Source organism: Actinokineospora sp., assembly GCF_052390155.1.
Classification (GTDB): Bacteria; Actinomycetota; Actinomycetes; order Mycobacteriales; family Pseudonocardiaceae; genus Actinokineospora.
This window is the reverse complement of record NZ_JBQTHF010000028.1, coordinates 16,336-32,759: the sequence shown is the minus strand read 5'-3', so window position 1 is coordinate 32,759 and position 16,424 is coordinate 16,336. Positions and strand designations below refer to the sequence as shown.

At 71.4% G+C, this 16,424-nt stretch carries 15 protein-coding genes; 9 read left to right on the top strand and 6 right to left on the bottom strand.

What is annotated here, in order from left to right; genetic code table 11:
* The first annotated feature begins 136 nt into the window (after nucleotides 1–136).
* Together lnt and ACT4N7_RS10535 are read left to right on the top strand one after the other, a co-directional pair.
* A complete protein-coding gene (gene lnt, locus ACT4N7_RS10540; RefSeq protein WP_444828461.1) occupies nucleotides 137–1,747 on the top strand; it encodes an apolipoprotein N-acyltransferase in 1,611 nt (536 codons plus the stop codon).
* A gap of 47 nt (nucleotides 1,748–1,794) precedes the next feature.
* The gene (locus tag ACT4N7_RS10535) at nucleotides 1,795–2,565 is read left to right on the top strand and encodes a polyprenol monophosphomannose synthase (RefSeq protein ID WP_444828460.1); all 771 of its coding nucleotides are present in this window, start codon (nucleotides 1,795–1,797) and stop codon (nucleotides 2,563–2,565) included.
* Nucleotides 2,566–2,635: 70 nt separating this feature from the next.
* Here the strand turns inward: ACT4N7_RS10535 and ACT4N7_RS10530 are convergent, their stop codons facing one another.
* The 4 genes from ACT4N7_RS10530 to ACT4N7_RS10515 form a co-directional block, all read right to left on the bottom strand.
* Complete coding sequence (locus ACT4N7_RS10530; RefSeq protein WP_444828459.1) at nucleotides 2,636–2,980, bottom strand: RNA polymerase-binding protein RbpA; 345 nt, start codon at nucleotides 2,978–2,980, stop codon at nucleotides 2,636–2,638.
* A 239-nt stretch (nucleotides 2,981–3,219) separates the two neighbouring features.
* Complete coding sequence (locus ACT4N7_RS10525; RefSeq protein WP_444828458.1) at nucleotides 3,220–3,990, bottom strand: thymidine kinase; 771 nt, start codon at nucleotides 3,988–3,990, stop codon at nucleotides 3,220–3,222.
* A 28-nt stretch (nucleotides 3,991–4,018) separates the two neighbouring features.
* Nucleotides 4,019–5,434 carry an MFS transporter gene (locus ACT4N7_RS10520; RefSeq protein ID WP_444828566.1) on the bottom strand — a complete coding sequence of 472 codons (1,416 nt, stop codon included), beginning with the start codon at nucleotides 5,432–5,434 and terminating at the stop codon, nucleotides 4,019–4,021.
* Nucleotides 5,435–5,550: 116 nt separating this feature from the next.
* Nucleotides 5,551–6,345 carry a glycerophosphodiester phosphodiesterase family protein gene (locus ACT4N7_RS10515; RefSeq protein ID WP_444828457.1) on the bottom strand — a complete coding sequence of 265 codons (795 nt, stop codon included), beginning with the start codon at nucleotides 6,343–6,345 and terminating at the stop codon, nucleotides 5,551–5,553.
* Between the two features lie 88 nt (nucleotides 6,346–6,433).
* Here ACT4N7_RS10515 and ACT4N7_RS10510 point away from each other — a divergent pair, with 88 nt between their 5' ends.
* Nucleotides 6,434–6,775: a hypothetical protein gene (locus tag ACT4N7_RS10510; RefSeq protein WP_444828565.1), complete on the top strand. Its 342-nt coding sequence runs from the start codon at nucleotides 6,434–6,436 to the stop codon at nucleotides 6,773–6,775.
* Nucleotides 6,776–6,836: 61 nt separating this feature from the next.
* Nucleotides 6,837–8,519 carry a putative bifunctional diguanylate cyclase/phosphodiesterase gene (locus ACT4N7_RS10505; protein ID WP_444828456.1) on the top strand — a complete coding sequence of 561 codons (1,683 nt, stop codon included), beginning with the start codon at nucleotides 6,837–6,839 and terminating at the stop codon, nucleotides 8,517–8,519.
* A gap of 351 nt (nucleotides 8,520–8,870) precedes the next feature.
* Here ACT4N7_RS10505 and ACT4N7_RS10500 read toward each other — a convergent pair whose 3' ends face one another.
* Nucleotides 8,871–9,569 carry an HAD family hydrolase gene (locus ACT4N7_RS10500; RefSeq protein WP_444828455.1) on the bottom strand — a complete coding sequence of 233 codons (699 nt, stop codon included), beginning with the start codon at nucleotides 9,567–9,569 and terminating at the stop codon, nucleotides 8,871–8,873.
* A 59-nt stretch (nucleotides 9,570–9,628) separates the two neighbouring features.
* Between ACT4N7_RS10500 and ACT4N7_RS10495 the strand changes: the two genes are divergently transcribed.
* The gene (locus ACT4N7_RS10495; RefSeq protein ID WP_444828454.1) at nucleotides 9,629–10,183 is read left to right on the top strand and encodes an NUDIX hydrolase; all 555 of its coding nucleotides are present in this window, start codon (nucleotides 9,629–9,631) and stop codon (nucleotides 10,181–10,183) included.
* An 88-nt stretch (nucleotides 10,184–10,271) separates the two neighbouring features.
* Here the strand turns inward: ACT4N7_RS10495 and ACT4N7_RS10490 are convergent, their stop codons facing one another.
* A complete protein-coding gene (locus ACT4N7_RS10490) occupies nucleotides 10,272–11,192 on the bottom strand; it encodes a hypothetical protein (RefSeq protein ID WP_444828453.1) in 921 nt (306 codons plus the stop codon).
* A 148-nt stretch (nucleotides 11,193–11,340) separates the two neighbouring features.
* On the opposite strand from ACT4N7_RS10490, the gene ACT4N7_RS10485 reads away from it, so the two are divergent.
* Genes ACT4N7_RS10485 through ACT4N7_RS10470 form a run of 4 tightly spaced genes read left to right on the top strand, consistent with a single transcriptional unit; the run spans nucleotide 11,341 to nucleotide 16,422 of the window.
* Nucleotides 11,341–13,536, top strand: a complete 2,196-nt coding sequence (locus ACT4N7_RS10485) for a HAMP domain-containing protein (protein WP_444828452.1) — start codon at nucleotides 11,341–11,343, stop codon at nucleotides 13,534–13,536.
* Nucleotides 13,533–14,897, top strand: coding sequence for a poly-gamma-glutamate synthase PgsB (gene pgsB / locus ACT4N7_RS10480; RefSeq protein ID WP_444828451.1), 1,365 nt, complete (start codon nucleotides 13,533–13,535; stop codon nucleotides 14,895–14,897). The genes ACT4N7_RS10485 and pgsB overlap by 4 nt, the downstream gene beginning before the upstream one ends.
* Entirely contained in the window at nucleotides 14,894–15,376 is a 483-nt protein-coding gene (locus ACT4N7_RS10475) for a poly-gamma-glutamate biosynthesis protein PgsC/CapC (RefSeq protein WP_444828450.1), read from the top strand. Before pgsB ends, ACT4N7_RS10475 begins: the two co-directional genes overlap by 4 nt.
* A 35-nt stretch (nucleotides 15,377–15,411) precedes the next feature.
* The gene (locus tag ACT4N7_RS10470) at nucleotides 15,412–16,422 is read left to right on the top strand and encodes an NlpC/P60 family protein (RefSeq protein WP_444828449.1); all 1,011 of its coding nucleotides are present in this window, start codon (nucleotides 15,412–15,414) and stop codon (nucleotides 16,420–16,422) included.
* The last annotated feature ends 2 nt before the right edge of the window (nucleotides 16,423–16,424 follow it).

Below are 16,424 nucleotides of genomic sequence, written 5' to 3'. Positions count from 1 at the left end.
CACGACGCTACCAGCGCGCCTCCGACCTGCGCGGACGCCGAAAGTCTCACTCTCGACTCAACCATGAGACTTGGGCCCGCCCGCGCGGCCGTTTCCCGCCGCGCCGGTCTCAGGTGACCCCCCGTACGCTGTGCAGGTGACCGCCCCCGCTGTGTCCTCGGCGCCCGACGAGGCCCACGTCGCCCACGTCGCCCCCGCTCGCGGACGGCGCCGGGACGTCCTGCTGCGGTCGCTGGCCGCGCTCGTTGCGGGCGGGCTCGTGTTCCTCGCCGTCCCGCCGCGGCCCACCTGGTGGCTCGCGCCGCTCGGGTTCGCCGTCCTCGGACTGCTGCTGCACGGCCGCCGCGCCCGCGCGGGCTTCGGCTATGGCGTGCTGTTCGGTATGGGCCTGATGACCCCGCTGCTCGCCTGGACCGGCGTGTTCGTCGGCCCGATCGCCTGGCTGCCGCTGAGCCTCACCGAGGCGCTGTTCGTCGCGGTCGCCTGCGCGGCGATCGCCGTGGTGTCCCGGCTGCGCGGCTGGGTCGTGTGGGCCGCGCTGCTGTGGGTCGCGGGGGAGGCGCTGCGCTCGGTCGCGCCGTTCGGCGGGTTCCCGTGGGCCAAGCTCGCCTTCGGCCAGCCCGAGGGCCTGTACCTGCCGCTCGCCGTGGTCGGCGGCACCCCGCTCATCGCGCTCGCGGTCACCCTCACCGGCTTCGGCCTGGGCGAACTCGTCCGCCGCCTGGCCACCGGCAGCCGGGCCGTCCTGCTGCCCGCCCTGGCGACCGTGCTGCCGCTCGCCGCCGGACTCGCGGCGATCCCGCTGGTCAGCGTCACACCCGACGCGGGAGAGGTCACCGTCGCCGCGATCCAGGGCAACGTGCCGCGCGCGGGCCTCGACTTCAACTCGCAGCGCCGGGCCGTGCTCGACAACCACGTCAAGCGCACCGAGGAACTGGCCGCCGACGTGCGCGCGGGCCGCGCGCCCCAGCCCGACCTGGTGATCTGGCCGGAGAACGCCTCCGACATCGACCCCTACCGCAACCGCGACGCCTACGAGCGGATCGCCCGCGCCACCGCGGACATCGGCGTGCCGATCGCGGTGGGCTCGGTCGTCATCGGCGAGGACGGGCGGCCCCGCAACACCGTCATCCTGTGGGAGCCGGGCCGCGGCCCGACCGACGAGTACACCAAGCGCCAGTTGCAGCCCTTCGGCGAGACCATGCCGATGCGCGAGTTCTTTCGGATCTTCAGCGCCACGGTCGACCGCGCCAACAACTTCGCCGCGGGCGACGAGGCCACCGTGTTCGCCATGGACCGGGCCAGGGTCGCCCTGGTCACGTGCTACGAGGTCGCCTTCGACGACGTCGTCCGCGAGTCCGTGCTCAACGGCTCCAACCTGCTCGCGGTCCCCACCAACAACGCCACCTTCGGCCGCAGCGAGATGACCTACCAGCAGCTCGCGATGGACCGGGTGCGGGCCGTCGAGCACGGCCGCACTGTGATCGTGGCCGCCACCAGCGGCGTCAGTGCGATCGTGCTCCCAGACGGCACGGTGACCCAGCGCACCGACCTTTTCACCCCCGCGGCCCTGGTGCAGCGAGTGCCGCTGCGGACAGCGACTACCATGGCGGACCGATTGGGTGCATGGCCCGAGCGGGCCATGGTGGCCGCGAGCCTCGCCGCGCTGGTCTTCGCACTGGCGACCGGCAGGCGCAGGCGGTCCGCCGCGCGGGACGTGTCGCCCGCCGCGGACAATCACGAGTAGACGGATCGGGTCCGACCGTGCGCGCACGGTCGGCGAGGAGGAAACGGATGGCGGACCAGCCGCACGGCCAAGGGCAGCTCGAACCGGTCCTGGTGGTGATCCCGACCTACAACGAGCGGGACAACCTCGGCCCGATCGTCGAGCGGCTGCACGCCGTCCTGCCCAAGGCGCACGTCCTGGTGGTCGACGACGGCAGCCCCGACGGCACCGGCGACCTCGCCGACGAGCTGACCCGCGCCGACGACCGGGTCAACGTGCTGCACCGCACCGAGAAGGCGGGCCTCGGCGCCGCCTACATCGCGGGCTTCGAGTGGGCACTGGAGCGCGACTACGCGGTCATCGTGGAGATGGACGCCGACGGCTCCCACGCCCCGGAAGACCTCCCGCGGCTGCTCGACGCCCTCACCGACGCCGACCTCGTCCTCGGGTCCCGCTGGGTGCCGGGCGGCAAGGTCGTCAACTGGCCCAAGAGCCGCGAGTTCCTGTCCCGGGGCGGCAACCTGTACTCCCGGCTCGCGCTGGGCGCCAAGGTCCACGACATCACGGGCGGCTACCGCGCCTACCGGCGGGCCGTCCTGGAGAAGCTGAAGCTGCACAACGTGGCCTCGCAGGGCTACTGCTTCCAGATCGACCTGGCCTGGCGCACCATCGAGGCGGGCTTCACCGTCGTCGAGGTCCCGATCACCTTCGCCGAGCGCGAGCGCGGCGAGTCCAAGATGAGCGGCAACATCGTGCGCGAGGCACTGTGGCGGGTCACCAAGTGGGGCCTGCGCCGCCGGGGCAACCAGGTCAAGTCGCTGCTGCGCCTGCGGGGCTGACCGGCCCCGGACACAGGACAGCCGCCCGAGTGGGGGAGACCCGGGCGGCTGTCGGTCTGTGGGTGGCGTGTTAGGCGCTGCGGCTGCGCCTGCCGCGCAGCTCCTGCAGGCGCTCGGTCAGCAGGTCTTCCAGCTCCGGGATCGTGCGCCGCTCCAGCAGCATGTCCCAGTGCGTGCGTGGCGGCTTGACCTTCTTCGGCTCGGGGTCGGTACCGTCGAGCATCTTGGACTCGGTGCCGTGCAGCCGACATTCCCACACCGAGGGTACGTCCGCGTCGTCGGAGAACGGGACCTCGAAGTCGTGGTTCTTCGGGCACGCGTACCGGACCGTTCGGCGCGGGGCCAGGTCGTGATTGCGGTCAGTCTCGTAGCTGACCGCTCCCAGCCGGCTACCACGGAGCACACGGTCGGCCATGGCGGTGTCCTTTCGCTCGGCCCACGAGGTGAGCCAGGGGTGTTGCTTACCCAGAGCAACGTCTGGATCAAGGAACGGATTCCCGGATCGTCCGTCGCGATTGCTCAGGGTGACATGCTTCACCCGTCAACAACAGCATCCTCCCATGGGATGCCACCGCGCCCGGTTTGTGACGCCTAATCGCACATTCGACACGAACATCTCACCCGTCTGGGGGATGTTATCCGAACGCTCGCCGGTCAGGCGAACGAGAGCTGGCCCTGGACCCCGGGGCTGCCGCCCAGGTCGCCCAGACGGAAGTGTCGGCGGCACAGCACTTGATAACGTACAGTAGTCGAATCGCTTTCACCAGCGCGTTCACTGTCCGTGTGAACACCGGCCGGCTCCGTGTCCGCCACCAGGACGGTGTCCCCGGCCCGTGTCACCGCGCCGTGCTGGACCCGGGCGTTGAACCGCGCGGGCAGGCCGCACCAGCACAGCACGTCGACCTGGACGGGCTGCAGCTCGTCGGCGAGTTCGAACAGCCGCCGCGAGCCGGGGAACAGCGTGCTGCGGAAGTCGGTCGCGATGCCGAAGCAGTACACGTCGACCTGCGAGTCGTCGGCCAGCTCGGCGAGCTGGTCGACCTGGGCCGGGGTCAGGAACTGCGCCTCGTCGACGATCAGGTAGTCCACCCGCGCGCCCACCGCCCACTGCGCGCGGACCAGCGCGTGCAGGTCGACCCCGGCGTGCACCTCGACGGCTTGGCGGGTGATGCCGATGCGGCTGGAGATCTGCGGCAGCCCCGAGCGGTCCAGGTGCACCAGCAACAGCCCGCGCCTGCCCTGGCGCGCGTGGTTGTGGTCGACCTGCAGCGCCAGCGTGGACTTCCCGCAGTCCATCGGCCCGTAGTAGAAGCGCAGGTGCCCGACGACCGGCATCGCCCGGCGCGCTCCCGCGGCGGGCACGGCCGACAGCGCGTCGGTGGGGTCGGCGCCGGACGCCGGGCTGGGCTGGATGCTCGCGGTCACGGGCCGAAACCCTAGGGCACCGCAGGCGTCACAGGAGCGCGGGCTCGGGGTTGCCGACCGCCTGGATCGCCCGGCGGACCGGAACGAAGTACAGCAGCACCAGCCCGACGACGAAGAAGACGACCAGCGAGACGATCGCGTACCGGTAGGACCCGGTGGCGCCCGCGGTGATCGCGAAGACCAGCGGCCCGAGCCACGAGGTGGCCCGCTCGCCGACCTCGTAGACCGCGAAGTACTGCGCTTCCTTGCCGGGGGGCACCATCTGGCTGAACAGCGACCGCGACAGCGCGTTGGTGCCGCCGAGCACGAGCCCGATACCGCCCGCGACCAGGTAGAACTGCACTGCCTGGCCCGCCTGGACGAAGTAGGCCGCCGCGATGACGAAGACCCACACCACCAGGCTGCCCATGATCGTCCGCTTGGCGCCGATCCGGCGGGCGACCAGCCCGTGCAGCAGTCCGCCGAAGAACGCGACGAACTGCACGATCAGGATCGTCGTGATCAGCACGTCGGCCTCGAACTTCAGCTCCTCGCTGCCGTACTGGGCGGAGACGTTCGCGACGGTGGAGATGCCGTCGGTGTAGATCAGGTACGTGCCGAGGAAGGCCAGGGTCAGCGGGAAGGCCCGGGCGTGGCGCAGCGTGTCGCGCAGTTCCCGGAACCCCGCGGTGACCACCGAGCCCTCCATGGGGACCACGGTGCGCTCACTGTGTCCGCGCAGCCTGCGCAGCGGGATGATCGTGAACAGCGCCCACCAGATGCCCGAAAGCAGGAACGCGATCTGCGCGGCGTTGCCCTCGGTGATCCCGAAGCTGTCCCGGAACAGGTAGATCACGAGCTGGATGGCGAGCGCCACACCGCCGCCGAGGTAGCCGAACGCCCAGCCGCGGGTGGACAGGCCATCGCGCTCGTCGGCCGTGGCGATCTCGGGAATGAACGAGTAGTAGATCACCACTGACGTGCCATAGCAGATGTTGCCGAGGATGAACAGGACGACGCCCAGTTCCCAGTTGTCCCCGCTGACCAGGGCCATCGCGACGGTGGCCACCGACCCGCCGAAGGCGAAGCCTGCCAGCATGGGCTTCTTGTTGCTCGACCGGTCCGCGATCGCGCCCATCAGCGGCACGATGAGCACCTGGATCACGGTGGCCACCGAGAGCAGGTAGCCCCACAGCGACCCGGCCGCGAAGTCCAGGCCGAACACGCTGATGTCGCAGTCGCGCAGCTTGTCGGTGTTGCCCGCCGCGTCCGCCGGACACGGGTTGGGCCCGTTGCGCGGGTCGGCCTTGGCGGCCTCGGCGGCGACCGCGGTGAGGTAGAGCGAGCCGAACACGGTGGTGACCGAGGTCGGGAACACCGAGTTCGCCCAGTCGTACCAGCACCAGGCCCGCTGTTCGCGCTTGCGGGCCTCGTCGTCCGCGGTTCCGGTGCTGTCGTCCACCATGCTCAAGGCCGCCTCCGCGGAATGACGCCGTAACCGGGGTCACTCGCGCCCGGCACGCGGAGAGTACTTGCCCGTCTACCCCAACCGGGTGACCGATGCGAGGCCGAGTCCAAAGATTAGGCGTGCGTCCACAACCCGCGTTCGATCAGCACGTCCTTGAGCACCTGCGGCCGGTCGGTCATCAGCCCGTCCACGCCGAGGTCCAGCAGTTCGTGCATCTGCGGGGCGGCGTCGATGGTCCACACGTGCACCTCGGCGCGGCGCCTGCGGGCCACCGCCACCAGCCGCTTGTCGACGACCGTCAGCCTCCCGTGCCGCACCGGGACCTGCGCCACCAGCGGCCGCGGCGCGCGGCGCGCGGGCAGGGGCAGCCTGCCCGACGCCCAGAACGCGGCCATCGCGCGCATCCCCATCGAGGTCAGCACCCCGGGCCCGGCGAGCTTGCGCACCCGGGTCAGGCGCGCCTCCGAGAACGACGCCAGGCACACCCGGTCCAGCGCGTTGGTCCGCCGCAGCACGGCGAGCAGCGGCTCGACGGCCCGCTCGGCCTTGACGTCGATGTTCACCAGCGCGTCAGGCAGCTCCTCCAGCAGGTCCTCCAGCCTGCTGACCGGCTCACGGCCGCGGATCTTGGCCCGGCGCACGCTCGCCCAGGGCAGTCGGGCCACCGCGCCCGCGCCGTCGGTCGTGCGGTCGAGCACCTCGTCGTGGTGCACGACCACCACGCCGTCGCTGGTCGCGTGGACGTCGGTCTCCAGGTAGCGGTACCCCTCGGCCACCGCGCGCCGGAACGCGGACAGCGAGTTCTCCATCCCGGCGAGGCCGTCATCGGCGTGTTCGGCGCTATGCCAGCCGCGGTGCACGAACGCGCGCGGATACGGCCCGGCGAGAAACCCATGGTCGGACTGCACCCGCTGAGTGTGCCTCAGCGGCGTGGCGGTGGGGTGCACTCCGGGTGTCCGGCTAGCGTTTCGGGCTATGGCGGTCGTTACCCCACAGATGGAGCCGGTCCGGCGGCGCCACGAACCCCGGCACTGCGGCTGGTGCGGTCGGCAGTTGCCCGGTGACGAGGGCGCGGGCAGGCCGCGGCGTTATTGTGCCCAGTCGTGCAGGCAGCGCGCCTACGAGCGGCGGACCGCCGTGCAGCGCGGCGGACTGCCCGAGGACACGGTCGTGCTGTCCGCCGCGGAACTCGCTGACCTGCAGGATCGGCTCTTCCAGCTCCGCTGCGCCGCCGAGGACGTCGTCACGGCCGCGCAGGATGGTGCCACCTCGGCGGAGCTGCGTACGCTTGCCGAAGCGATCAAGATCAGCGCCAAGGGCCTTGAGCGCCTGCGCTGAGAAGCATCGGTCCACTACGCTTCGTGCCCATGTCCCCACGACAATGGGTGAGGGGTATCGGGTGACGGATCCAGCCACCACCCCGGCGGCGATCCTGGCCGCCACCGATACCGCCTTCGCGCTCACCGACCTCCGCAGCCACGTGCGGTGGGTCAACCCGGCGATGGCCGAGCTGCTCGGCCTCACCGTCGAGCAGAGTTCCGGCCGCTCGCTGACCGCACTGCTGGCAGGCGCGCCCGGCGAGCCCCGCGACGACGAAGTGGTGATCCCACTTCCCGCGGCCAACGGCTCCGGCTACCGCTGGCTCGAAATCCGGTGCACACCCTCCGGTGACGACCAGCTCCTCTACCGAGTGACGGACGTCACCCGATGGCGGACCAGGGAGTTGGACGAGAGCGGCCTGGCCGCGCGCCAGGACGAGCTGCTGCGCCTGGTGGACGAGGACCCGCTGACCGGCCTGCCGAATCGGCGCGCGCTCACCAGGGAGCTGGAACGCCAGCTCGCGCTCGGCGCGCGCGGCGCGTTCCTGCTGCTCGACCTCGACCACTTCAAGGACGTCAACGACCTGCACGGCCACCCCACCGGCGACCGCGTGATGTGTCTGCTGGCCTCGCTGCTGCGCGACCGGATCGGCGGCGGCCAGGTGCTCGGCAGGCTCTCGGGCGACGAGTTCGCCGCGGTGCTCGCCGACACCGACGAGCGGTCCGCGGTCGCCGTGGCCGACCGGCTGCGCAACGCGATCGCGGCGATCCCGATGAGCGGCGTCGCGGCGGCCAGCCGGATCACCGTGAGCATCGGCATCGCCACCTTCGACTCGGGCGCGGGCTGGCAGGAGGTGCTGGCCAACGCCGACATGGCGCTGTACGCGTCCAAGGCGGCGGGCCGCAATCGGGTCACCGTCTACGAGCAGGGGCACTACCAGGACACGGCGCTGCGGGTCACCGTGGTCGAACGGGTCCGCGCGGCGCTCAAGCACGGCGGGTTCGTGCTGCACGCGATGCCGATGGTGAAGCTGGGCAGCGGCCGGATCATCGGCCACGAACTGCTGCTGCGGCTGGAGGACGGCAAGGAGCCGCGGCTGGGGCCGGGGGAGTTCCTGCTCGCCGCCGAGCGCAGCGACCTGGTGTGCGAGATCGACCGCTGGGTGGCGGGCACCGCGATCCAGACCCTGGTCGAGCACCCGTATCCCGGGCTGCGGTTCAACGTCAACGTCTCCGGGCGCACCCTGGAGGACGAGGACTTCGGCGACTTCGTGCTCGATCGGCTCACCGCCGCGGGCGTGGCCCCCGGGCGGCTCGGCTTCGAGATCACCGAGACCGCAGCGGTCACCAACCTCGACGCCGCGCGGAGTCTGTCCCAGCAGTTGCGGGCCAGCGGCTGCCGGATCACCCTCGACGACTTCGGCTCCGGCTTCGGCTCGTTCGTGCACCTCAAGCAGCTCCCGATCACCGGCCTCAAGATCGACGGCGAGTTCATCCACGGGATCGACTACGGCAGCCGCGACACCGTGCTGGTGCAGGGGCTGGTCGACATCGCGCGCGGCCTCGGGCTGTCGGTGGTCGCCGAGTGGGTCGAGCGGGCCACGCAGGTGGAGGCGCTGTCGCGGCTCGGGGTGCGGGTCGCGCAGGGGTTCCACCTGGGGAAGCCGGAACCGCTGGACGCGCTGCTCGCCCGCCCGCACGGGGCGTGGATGCGCAGGCCGACGCTGATGCAGGACGTGCAGACCCTGGAGACGCGTACCTGACGCCGGGTGGGTTGATGCTCTGATGGGCCCTTGGGGACGCTAGCCGCCCCGAGGGCCCATCCTTTATGTCCGATTCTCCCGGGTGAGCGCCGGTCACCTTTCGTGCCTGATTCCGCCTGTTTGGCACTATTTACCTACATGTCGATCTCTCCGTCTTATTATCAACTTTCCACTATCAAGATAATGAGTGGCTGGTGGAAAATCGGGGCAGATCTGGCAGAGGTCAAGAACAAGCCAAGACGGGGTGGGGTTTGGGTGGGTCGGGAGTGGCGCCTGGCGGGCGGGCAGCCCCGGCCCATGGTGACACCTGCCCCAGTGGTGAAAAGTCGATCTGGTTGCTGAGGAGGGTGGTCAGAAGTGGTCGAGGAGGTCGGTGAAGGCGCGTAGGGCGAGGACTTGGTTGTCGGACTCGTCAAAGACCGCGTGTTCGAGGATCCAGGTGTTGTCATTGGGGATGAACACGGCGTTGAGACCCGCCGCGCGGGCGGGGACGATGTCGGACTTGGGGGAGTTGCCGATCATCCAGGTCGTGCTGGGCCGCAGGCCGTGGCGGGCGATGATGTCGCGGTAGGTGGCGACGTCCTTCTCGGTGACGATGTGCACGTCCCGGAAGTGGTGGGCGAGCTGGGAGGCGTCCAGCTTGCGCCGCTGTTCTTCGACGTCGCCCTTGGTGAGCAGGAGCAGCGCGTGGCGGTCGCCGAGGTCGGTGAGGGTGTCGGCTACGCCGGGGATGAGGTCTACCTGGTGGTCGATCAACGCGGTGGCGAGCTGGTTGATGCGGGCATGTTCGGTCGTCGTGGCCGGGCGGTCGCGCAGGCGCGTGAAGCAGTCGTGCAGACTGCGCAGGAGCATCTTGGAGCCGTAGCCGTGGGTGACGGCGTTGGCAGTCTCGATGTCGTCGAGCACGCCGCGGATCTGGTGCCGGTCCATCGTCGGATGGTCGAGCCAGTCGAGGAAGTCCTCGATGACGCGCTCGAACAGGACATTGTTCTCCCAGAGGGTGTCGTCCGCGTCGAAGATCAGCACCTGGGGTGTGGTTGTCCGGCTCACTCGGCCGAAGCTATCAACTCGCCCGGCCGGGTCGGAGTGATTATCTCTAGGCTGGCTCGATGGTCACCGTCAGTCGCTCCGTCGCCGATCTGCTGTCCCGGTACCGCCCGCAGGGCCCGACCGAGAAAGCCGACGTCGAGCGGGTTCGGGCGCTCCTGGCGGCCACGGACGACCCGTGGCACCGGATGACTTCGTTGCACATCACCGCGTCCGCGCTGATCGTGCACCCGGGCAGCGGGCGGATCCTGCTGCGCTGGCACCAGCGCCAGCAGGCGTGGCTGCACGTCGGCGGGCACGCGGACCCGGGCGAGTGCGACCCGGTGGCCATCGCGCTGCGGGAGGGTCGTGAGGAGACCGGTCTGCCCGACCTGGCGCCGTGGCCGGACGCGGCGATCCGGCATGTGGTGATCGTGCCGGTGGCGGCGAAGGGCGACGAACCCGAGCACGAGCACGCCGACCTGCGGTTCGTGCTGGCCACCGACCTGCCCGACGCCGCCCGGCCGGAGCGGCCCGACGCCCCGCTGCGCTGGCTCTCCCCGGACGAGGCGCGGGCGGCCACCACCGAGGAGAACCTTCGCGAGTCACTGGCGCGAGTGGAGCGGCTCACGGGCTGACCTGGACCGACAGTTTATGGCCTTGCATGCCCGTGCGGCAGGATTTCGCGATCTCGGCCTCGGTCGGGCCGTTGCGCGGCTTCCGTTGTCAGGCGCCGCCTGCGAAGTCGGCGGCGTGGAGGGCGCGGACGACCTTCGACCAGCGGTCGCGGTCGTCGCGGACGGTTCGGCTCATCTCGACGTGGATGAAGGACGCGCCGAGGTCGGCGGCGGCGCGGCCCTGCTGGTTGCGTCTGCCTTCGAGGCCCTCGCAGTTCTGGGTCCATGCCCGGCACACGTCGAGGCCCGCGTCGGACATGCGGTCCGCGGCGGTGCGCAGCGCCGAGGTCACGTCGCTCGCGCCGGGGGACAGCACGATGTCGGCGTCGGGCTGGGTGGCGTCGTCGAAGCCGTGCAGTTGGATCTGGGGCAGACCGCGCGCGGCGAGGGTCTCGGCGACGGCGTGGAACATCGAGTCCGTGCGGTGGGCGACGTCGCCCGCGCCGTTGGCGGCGCGGCGGTGGGTGCCCGCGACGGCGAGCACCGCGCCCGGGGTCTGGCGGAACAGTTCCAGTCCGATGTCCGGTGTGCCCAGGTCGTTGACCGGATGGGGTACCTCGACCACGAGCCGTGCTGGTCGGGACAGGTCGACGATGTAGAGGCCCCAGCCGCGTTCGGTGTCGGGTTCGTTGGCCAGCAGGGCGTAGGGGCGGCCGGTGTCGGGGTCGGTGCCAGTGCTGAGCGCGTAGCCGAGCGGTCGCACCTCGTCGGCGATGGCGGGCACGGGCGCGCCGGTGCCGAGTCGGCGCACGGCGTCCGCGAGGACGGTGCTCTCGGCCGCGTCCGGTGGCCGGTAGCGGGGGTCTTCGCGCAGGGTCGAGGTGAATCTGATCACTTCGTCGCGGAGGTCCGCGACGTCGGCGCGGCCGGGTTCGTCGTGGTCGGTCGGGGTGAGCACGAGAAACGCCACCACCGAGACCACGCCGAGCCCTGTCAGCAAGGCGACAGACCGGCCGCGGAGCTTGGTCACTGTCGGTACTGTAGCCGCGCACGATCGTGGCGTTGTACGCGTCCATCCAGGTGGCGAGACGAACCACGTGTAGCAGAATGCCGGACGACGACGTCCGTGGCGACGGAGAGTGGCCGCAGACAGGGCGTTCGCCGAACTCGGAGAGCCAGTGCGAAACCGGATCGACCAGGGCAAGGTGAGACCCACCGGCAGGCTGGAGTCCCAGTTGCCGGAGAGCGGATTCCCCGCAGGCGTGGGCATTCCCTCGATGTCGCTACTGGTGTTGCTGCTCGCGCTGGCCGGGCTGACCGCGGTGCTGCTGGACGGGCGGGCCGAGGGCACGGTGCCCCGGGCGTTCGTCGAATCCCAGGAGCGGCTCGCCGCGGACACCGCGCGGGGGATCGGCGTCTCGGCCAACCAGAGCCTCAATGATCTGCGTACCGCCGCGGCCGGGCCTGCCGCCGCGCAGCCGGACGCGCTGTTGGACACGCTGGTGAAGAACCGCAAGTGGCGTGGGGTCGCCGTGTTCTCCGGGCGCGCGCTGGTCGCGACCCGGGGCGAGCAGGTCCCGGTTCCCGCGTCGGTCAGCGATTCGGCGGTCAGCTCGGTCATCGCGGCGAACGGCGAGCCGCACCTGGTGACCGCGATCGCGTTGCCCGGCGGTCGGGTGCTTGTCGCGACGAGCACCGTGCGGCTGCCCGAGGCGGGTGCCGACGACGGGCTGCGCCAATCGCTGCTGTTGACCACGACGGCCGGGCAGGTGGTCGGCGCGAGCCGGTCGTCGCCCGTGGCGGACGCGGCCGAGGTGGCGGGGCTGGTGAGTGTGGCCGGTCAGAGTGCGCCGGGCAGCAGGTTGGGGCCGACGGCGGACGGTCTGCAGGCCACGGTCGCGGCGGTGCGGGTGTCTCCCTCCGGTCAGCCCACCGCGTTGGACTTGGTCGTGGTCACGGTCGGCTACGGCCCGGCGGGGGTGTCGGCGGCGGGCGGCGCGGGCATCGTGCCCGCGGCGGCCCTCGCGGTGGTGGCGGTGTTCGGCTTCCTGGTCGTGCGGGTGCTGTTGGTGCGGCCGGTGCGCAGGCTGCGCGCCGACGTGCTCAAGGTGGCGAGCGGGAACCTGCGGACCAAGGTTCGCCGGTCCTCGGTCCGGGAGGTCGCGCGGATCGCCGCCGCGGCGCGGTATTGCAGGCGGACGCTGCTGCGGGTCGAGCCGGAGCGAGCGGGTGCCCGCGGTGGCGTGCCCGTGCTGGTCGCGGTGGTGTTGGCGACGGTGACGGTGCTGGGCTGGTCGGCGAGTGTGGTGTTGCTCGCGGGCGAGGCGCAGGTGCCGGGCGCGGTCGTGACGAGTGTGCGCAACCAGACGGCGCGGGCCACCGAGGCGTTGCGGCGCAGCATGAACGACGGGCTGGCCGATCTGGCGGTGGTGGCCGCGAGCGCGGGCCCCGAGGCGTTGGCGCCCGCGCTCGACCAGCTCGTGGCGGGTCAGCCCCGCTACCGCAGCGTCTACCTGGTGGACGGCGCGGGCGCCGCGGGCGAGTACGCCGGGCGGGCGCCGCTGCGGGTTGCCGAGGTGCCGCCCGCGAAGGCCGGGGTACGCCAGCAGAACAGCGCGGGCCGGGTGCCGGTGCTCTTCGCGCACGTGCCGTTGGCGGGCACCGATCGGACCCTGGTGGGCGAGTTCGACCTCGACCATCTCGCGGATCTGCTCGGCCAGGCGCCGGGGAAGGTGCGGCTGGTCGACGCCGAATTCCGCACGATCAGCGCGACCGGTGGCTATGTCGCGTTCGAGGAGTTGACCGCCGAGGGCCCGCGGCGCGGCGTCACCCAGGCGCGGGGTGGCGTGGCCGTCGCGGAGACCGGTGCCACCGCGATCGTGGCCGCCGCGCCCGTGGCGGGCGGTGAGATCGGGCGGTTGGGGTGGACGGTCGTGGCCGAGCAGCCCATCGCCGATCTCGCGCTGCCGGCCAACGACCTGCGGCGCAACGCGACGCTGGTGGCGTTGGTGGCCGCGCTGCTTGCGGTGCTCGGGTTCGGGTGGCACCTGTTCGTGGTGGTCTCGCCGTTGCGCCGGGTGGCGCGGGCGGCCGGGCGGATCGTCGCAGGCGATCGGGATTCGGTGATCTACCCGCAGCGCCATGACGAGATCGGCACCATCGCCTCGTGCCTGGAGGTGTGCAGGCAGGCGTTGACCCAGGGCGCGGGCAGGCTCGGCGAGGCGCGGCGCCCGCGCGGCGGCGCGACCGACGAGACGACGTTGATGAGCCGGATCGCCGAGGAGCCTCGGCCCGCGCCGCATCCCACGCCCGCGCGCCGCCCGGCGGCGAGGGCGGCGCCGAGGCGGCCGAAGATCGGCCAGGGCTCGGCGTGATCTATCTCTATGTCGTGTTCCTGATCGCGACCGTGGCCATGTTCGGTGCGGGCGTGGTCGAGCAGCGCAGGCACTTCGCGCAGCTCAACAGCATCCCGCACCGGGTGCTGGTCAACGGCATCCGCGGCAAGAGTTCCATCACCCGGCTGTGCGCGGGGGCGCTGCGCGGCGGTGGGCTGGTCACCGCGGCGAAGACCACCGGCACCGCGGCCCGGTTCATCCACCCGGACGGCAGCGAGGAGCCGGTGTACCGCAAGTTCGGCATCGCCAACATCGTCGAGCAGATCGGCATCGTGCGTCGGGCCGCGGCCTACCGGCCCGACGTGCTGGTCATCGAGTGCATGGCTGTGCTGCCGGACCTGCAGGAGGTCAACCAGGCCAAGCTGATCAAGTCCACCATCGGCGTGCTGTGCAACGTGCGCGAGGACCACCTGGCCGAGATGGGGCCGACGCTGGACGATGTGGCCAGGTCGCTGAGCCGGTCGATGCCGGTGGGTGGGGTGTGTGTGACCGCGGAGCGCGAGCGGCTCGACATCCTGGCGCGTGAGGCCGCCAAGCGGGATTGCGAGCTGGTGGTGGTCGACCCGGAGTCGGTGTCGGACGCGGACATGGCGCGGTTCGGCTGGGTGACGTTCAAGGAAAACGTCGCGATCGCGCTGGCGGTGGCCGATCTGCTGGGGGTGAACCGGCAATCGGCGATGGCGGGCATGTGGGCCGCGCCGCCCGACCCCGGTGTGCTCACCGTCAAGATGTATGCCGTGGCCGGCAAGCTGATCAAGCTGGCGAACGTGTTCGCGGCCAACGACCCGGAGTCCACGCTGATGAACATCGAGCGGCTGCTCGGTCAGCGAGCGATCGCCCGGCCGCTGCACCTGGTGATCAACTGTAGGCCGGACCGGGTGGAGCGCAATCGGCAGATGGGTGCGCTCGTCGCCGACATCGATCCCGATCGGGTGATTCTGATCGGTGAACCCACGCGCAGTGCGCGCGGCGCGATCGACGAGGCGTGGCAGGACCGCGTGGTCGACCTCGGCGGGGCCCGCGCCGCGGCCGACCTGCTCGACGCGATCGTCGACGGTGTGGACCGGGTCGCGGCGCTGGTCGCGATCGGCAACATCCACGGCCAGGGCGAGCTGCTGCTCGCCGAACTTGACACCCTCGACCTGGTGCGCCCGGTCGAGCCCGCGCCGGTTCGGGCCGTGCCCTGGCCCACGCGGCGGGCGGGCACGCAGGTGGTGCGCGGTGAGCTGTACCAGCCGCTGCCGCGCCCGATCCGGCCCCAGCACCCGGCGGTGCACCACCCGAACCGCCGGTCGTGGCCCGATGGTCGGCCTTCCCCCCGACCGCGGAACCGCCCGTGAACGCGGCGTCGCTGGCCCCCGAGGTGGCTACCCTCGGCCTCGCGATCGGCCTGGTGTTCTCGCTGATCTGCTACCTGACGACGAACCTGTCGCCGGGCGGGATGATCACCCCCGGCTGGCTGGCGCTGACCCTGATCGAGGACTACCGGCGCGCGGCGATCGTGGTGGTGATGGCCGGGCTGACCTTCGGCGCGGTCAAGGTGCTGCAGCGCGTGGTGATCCTCTACGGCAAGCGGCTGTTCGCCGCCGTCGTGCTGACCGGGGTGCTGTTCCAGACCACGTTGTTCCTGTTGATCCAGCAGGACTACCCGCTGCTGTTCGCCCACCAGACCCTCGGCTTCGTGGTGCCCGGGCTGATCGCCTACCAGTTGGTCCGACAACCGCCGCTGGTGACCCTGCTGGCGACGGGTACGGTCAGTGCCGCGGGTTACGGGGTGCTGGCCAGCGGCGTGTTGGCCGGTCTGGTGCCGACGATCTGACTGGGGGACCGGTGTCACACGTTCGGGTTCGGCCCGTGATCGCCGCGGCGATCCTGGTGGCCGTGGTCGCGCTGGTGGCCGTGGGGGTGTGGGTGTACTCGGGCTCCGACCGCTCCGGTGAGGCGGGTCCGGTGCCGCTGTCGGCGCGGCCCGGCGAGGTGGCGTCCGCCCAGGCCGAACCGGGCTTCGAGCGGCTGACCGGTCCGCCGCGCACTGTGCTGCGCGACGCGGCGGGGGCAATCGCGGCCGTGTTCACCGACGGCGCCCGGACCGTGGTGATCACCGGGCCGAAGCGCACCTTCCGCGAGCCGGAGGCGACGGCGGCGTCGATCAACACCGCAGCCTGGGTGCGGTTGGCCCCGCAGCCGTGGCAGGCGGGCGAGGAGAACGCCGCGTGGTTCGAGCCGTGGTTCACCGAGGCCAGGCAGGACACCGGCCCGGACGTGCTCGCCGTCGCCGCGCAGTACCTGATCGGGGAGCCCGAGGAGCAGGACGCCGAGGGCGTGCGGTTCCGCGGCGACGCGTCGTTCGGCCCGGTCAAGGCGACCGGCGCGGGCAGGCAGGAGCAGTCGGACTTCTACGACTACCTCGGCACGCCGTGGACGTTCCCGGACACTCGCGCCCAACGCCCCGACGCCGACCGCTACGGCGCGGTGGACTGCTCGGGCTACATCCGGCTGGTCTTCGGCTACCGGCTGGGCATGCCGCTGTTGGGCACCAACACCGAGGGGCCGGGCATTCCCCGCCGGGCGTACGCGATCTCCGAGTTCGGGCCGGGGGTGGCGCTGGTGCCGAACACCCGCGCCCGCGCCACCGCCTACGACCTGCTCCAGCCCGGTGACCTGGTGTTCTTCGAGGTCGAGGACGATCCCGCGGTGCTCGATCACGTCGGGATCTACTTCGGTCTCGACGACCGCGGCCACCACCGGTTCATCTCCAGCCGCGAGCGGATCAACGGTCCGACCCTGGGCGACGTCGGCGGCACCTCGCTGCTCGACGACGGCGGCTACTACTCGACTGCCTGGCGGTCCGCGCGCAGGCTGTGACG

Bases quoted from the DNA above. Each gene is read 5' to 3' on its own strand.
- ACT4N7_RS10520 (WP_444828566.1), bottom strand. From the start codon at position 5,434: ATGGTGGACGACAGCACCGGAACCGCGGACGACGAGGCCCGCAAGCGC.
- ACT4N7_RS10495 (WP_444828454.1), top strand. From the start codon at position 9,629: ATGGTCACCGTCAGTCGCTCCGTCGCCGATCTGCTGTCCCGGTACCGC.
- ACT4N7_RS10530 (WP_444828459.1), bottom strand. From the start codon at position 2,980: ATGGCCGACCGTGTGCTCCGTGGTAGCCGGCTGGGAGCGGTCAGCTAC.
- ACT4N7_RS10535 (WP_444828460.1), top strand. From the start codon at position 1,795: ATGGCGGACCAGCCGCACGGCCAAGGGCAGCTCGAACCGGTCCTGGTG.
- ACT4N7_RS10510 (WP_444828565.1), top strand. From the start codon at position 6,434: ATGGAGCCGGTCCGGCGGCGCCACGAACCCCGGCACTGCGGCTGGTGC.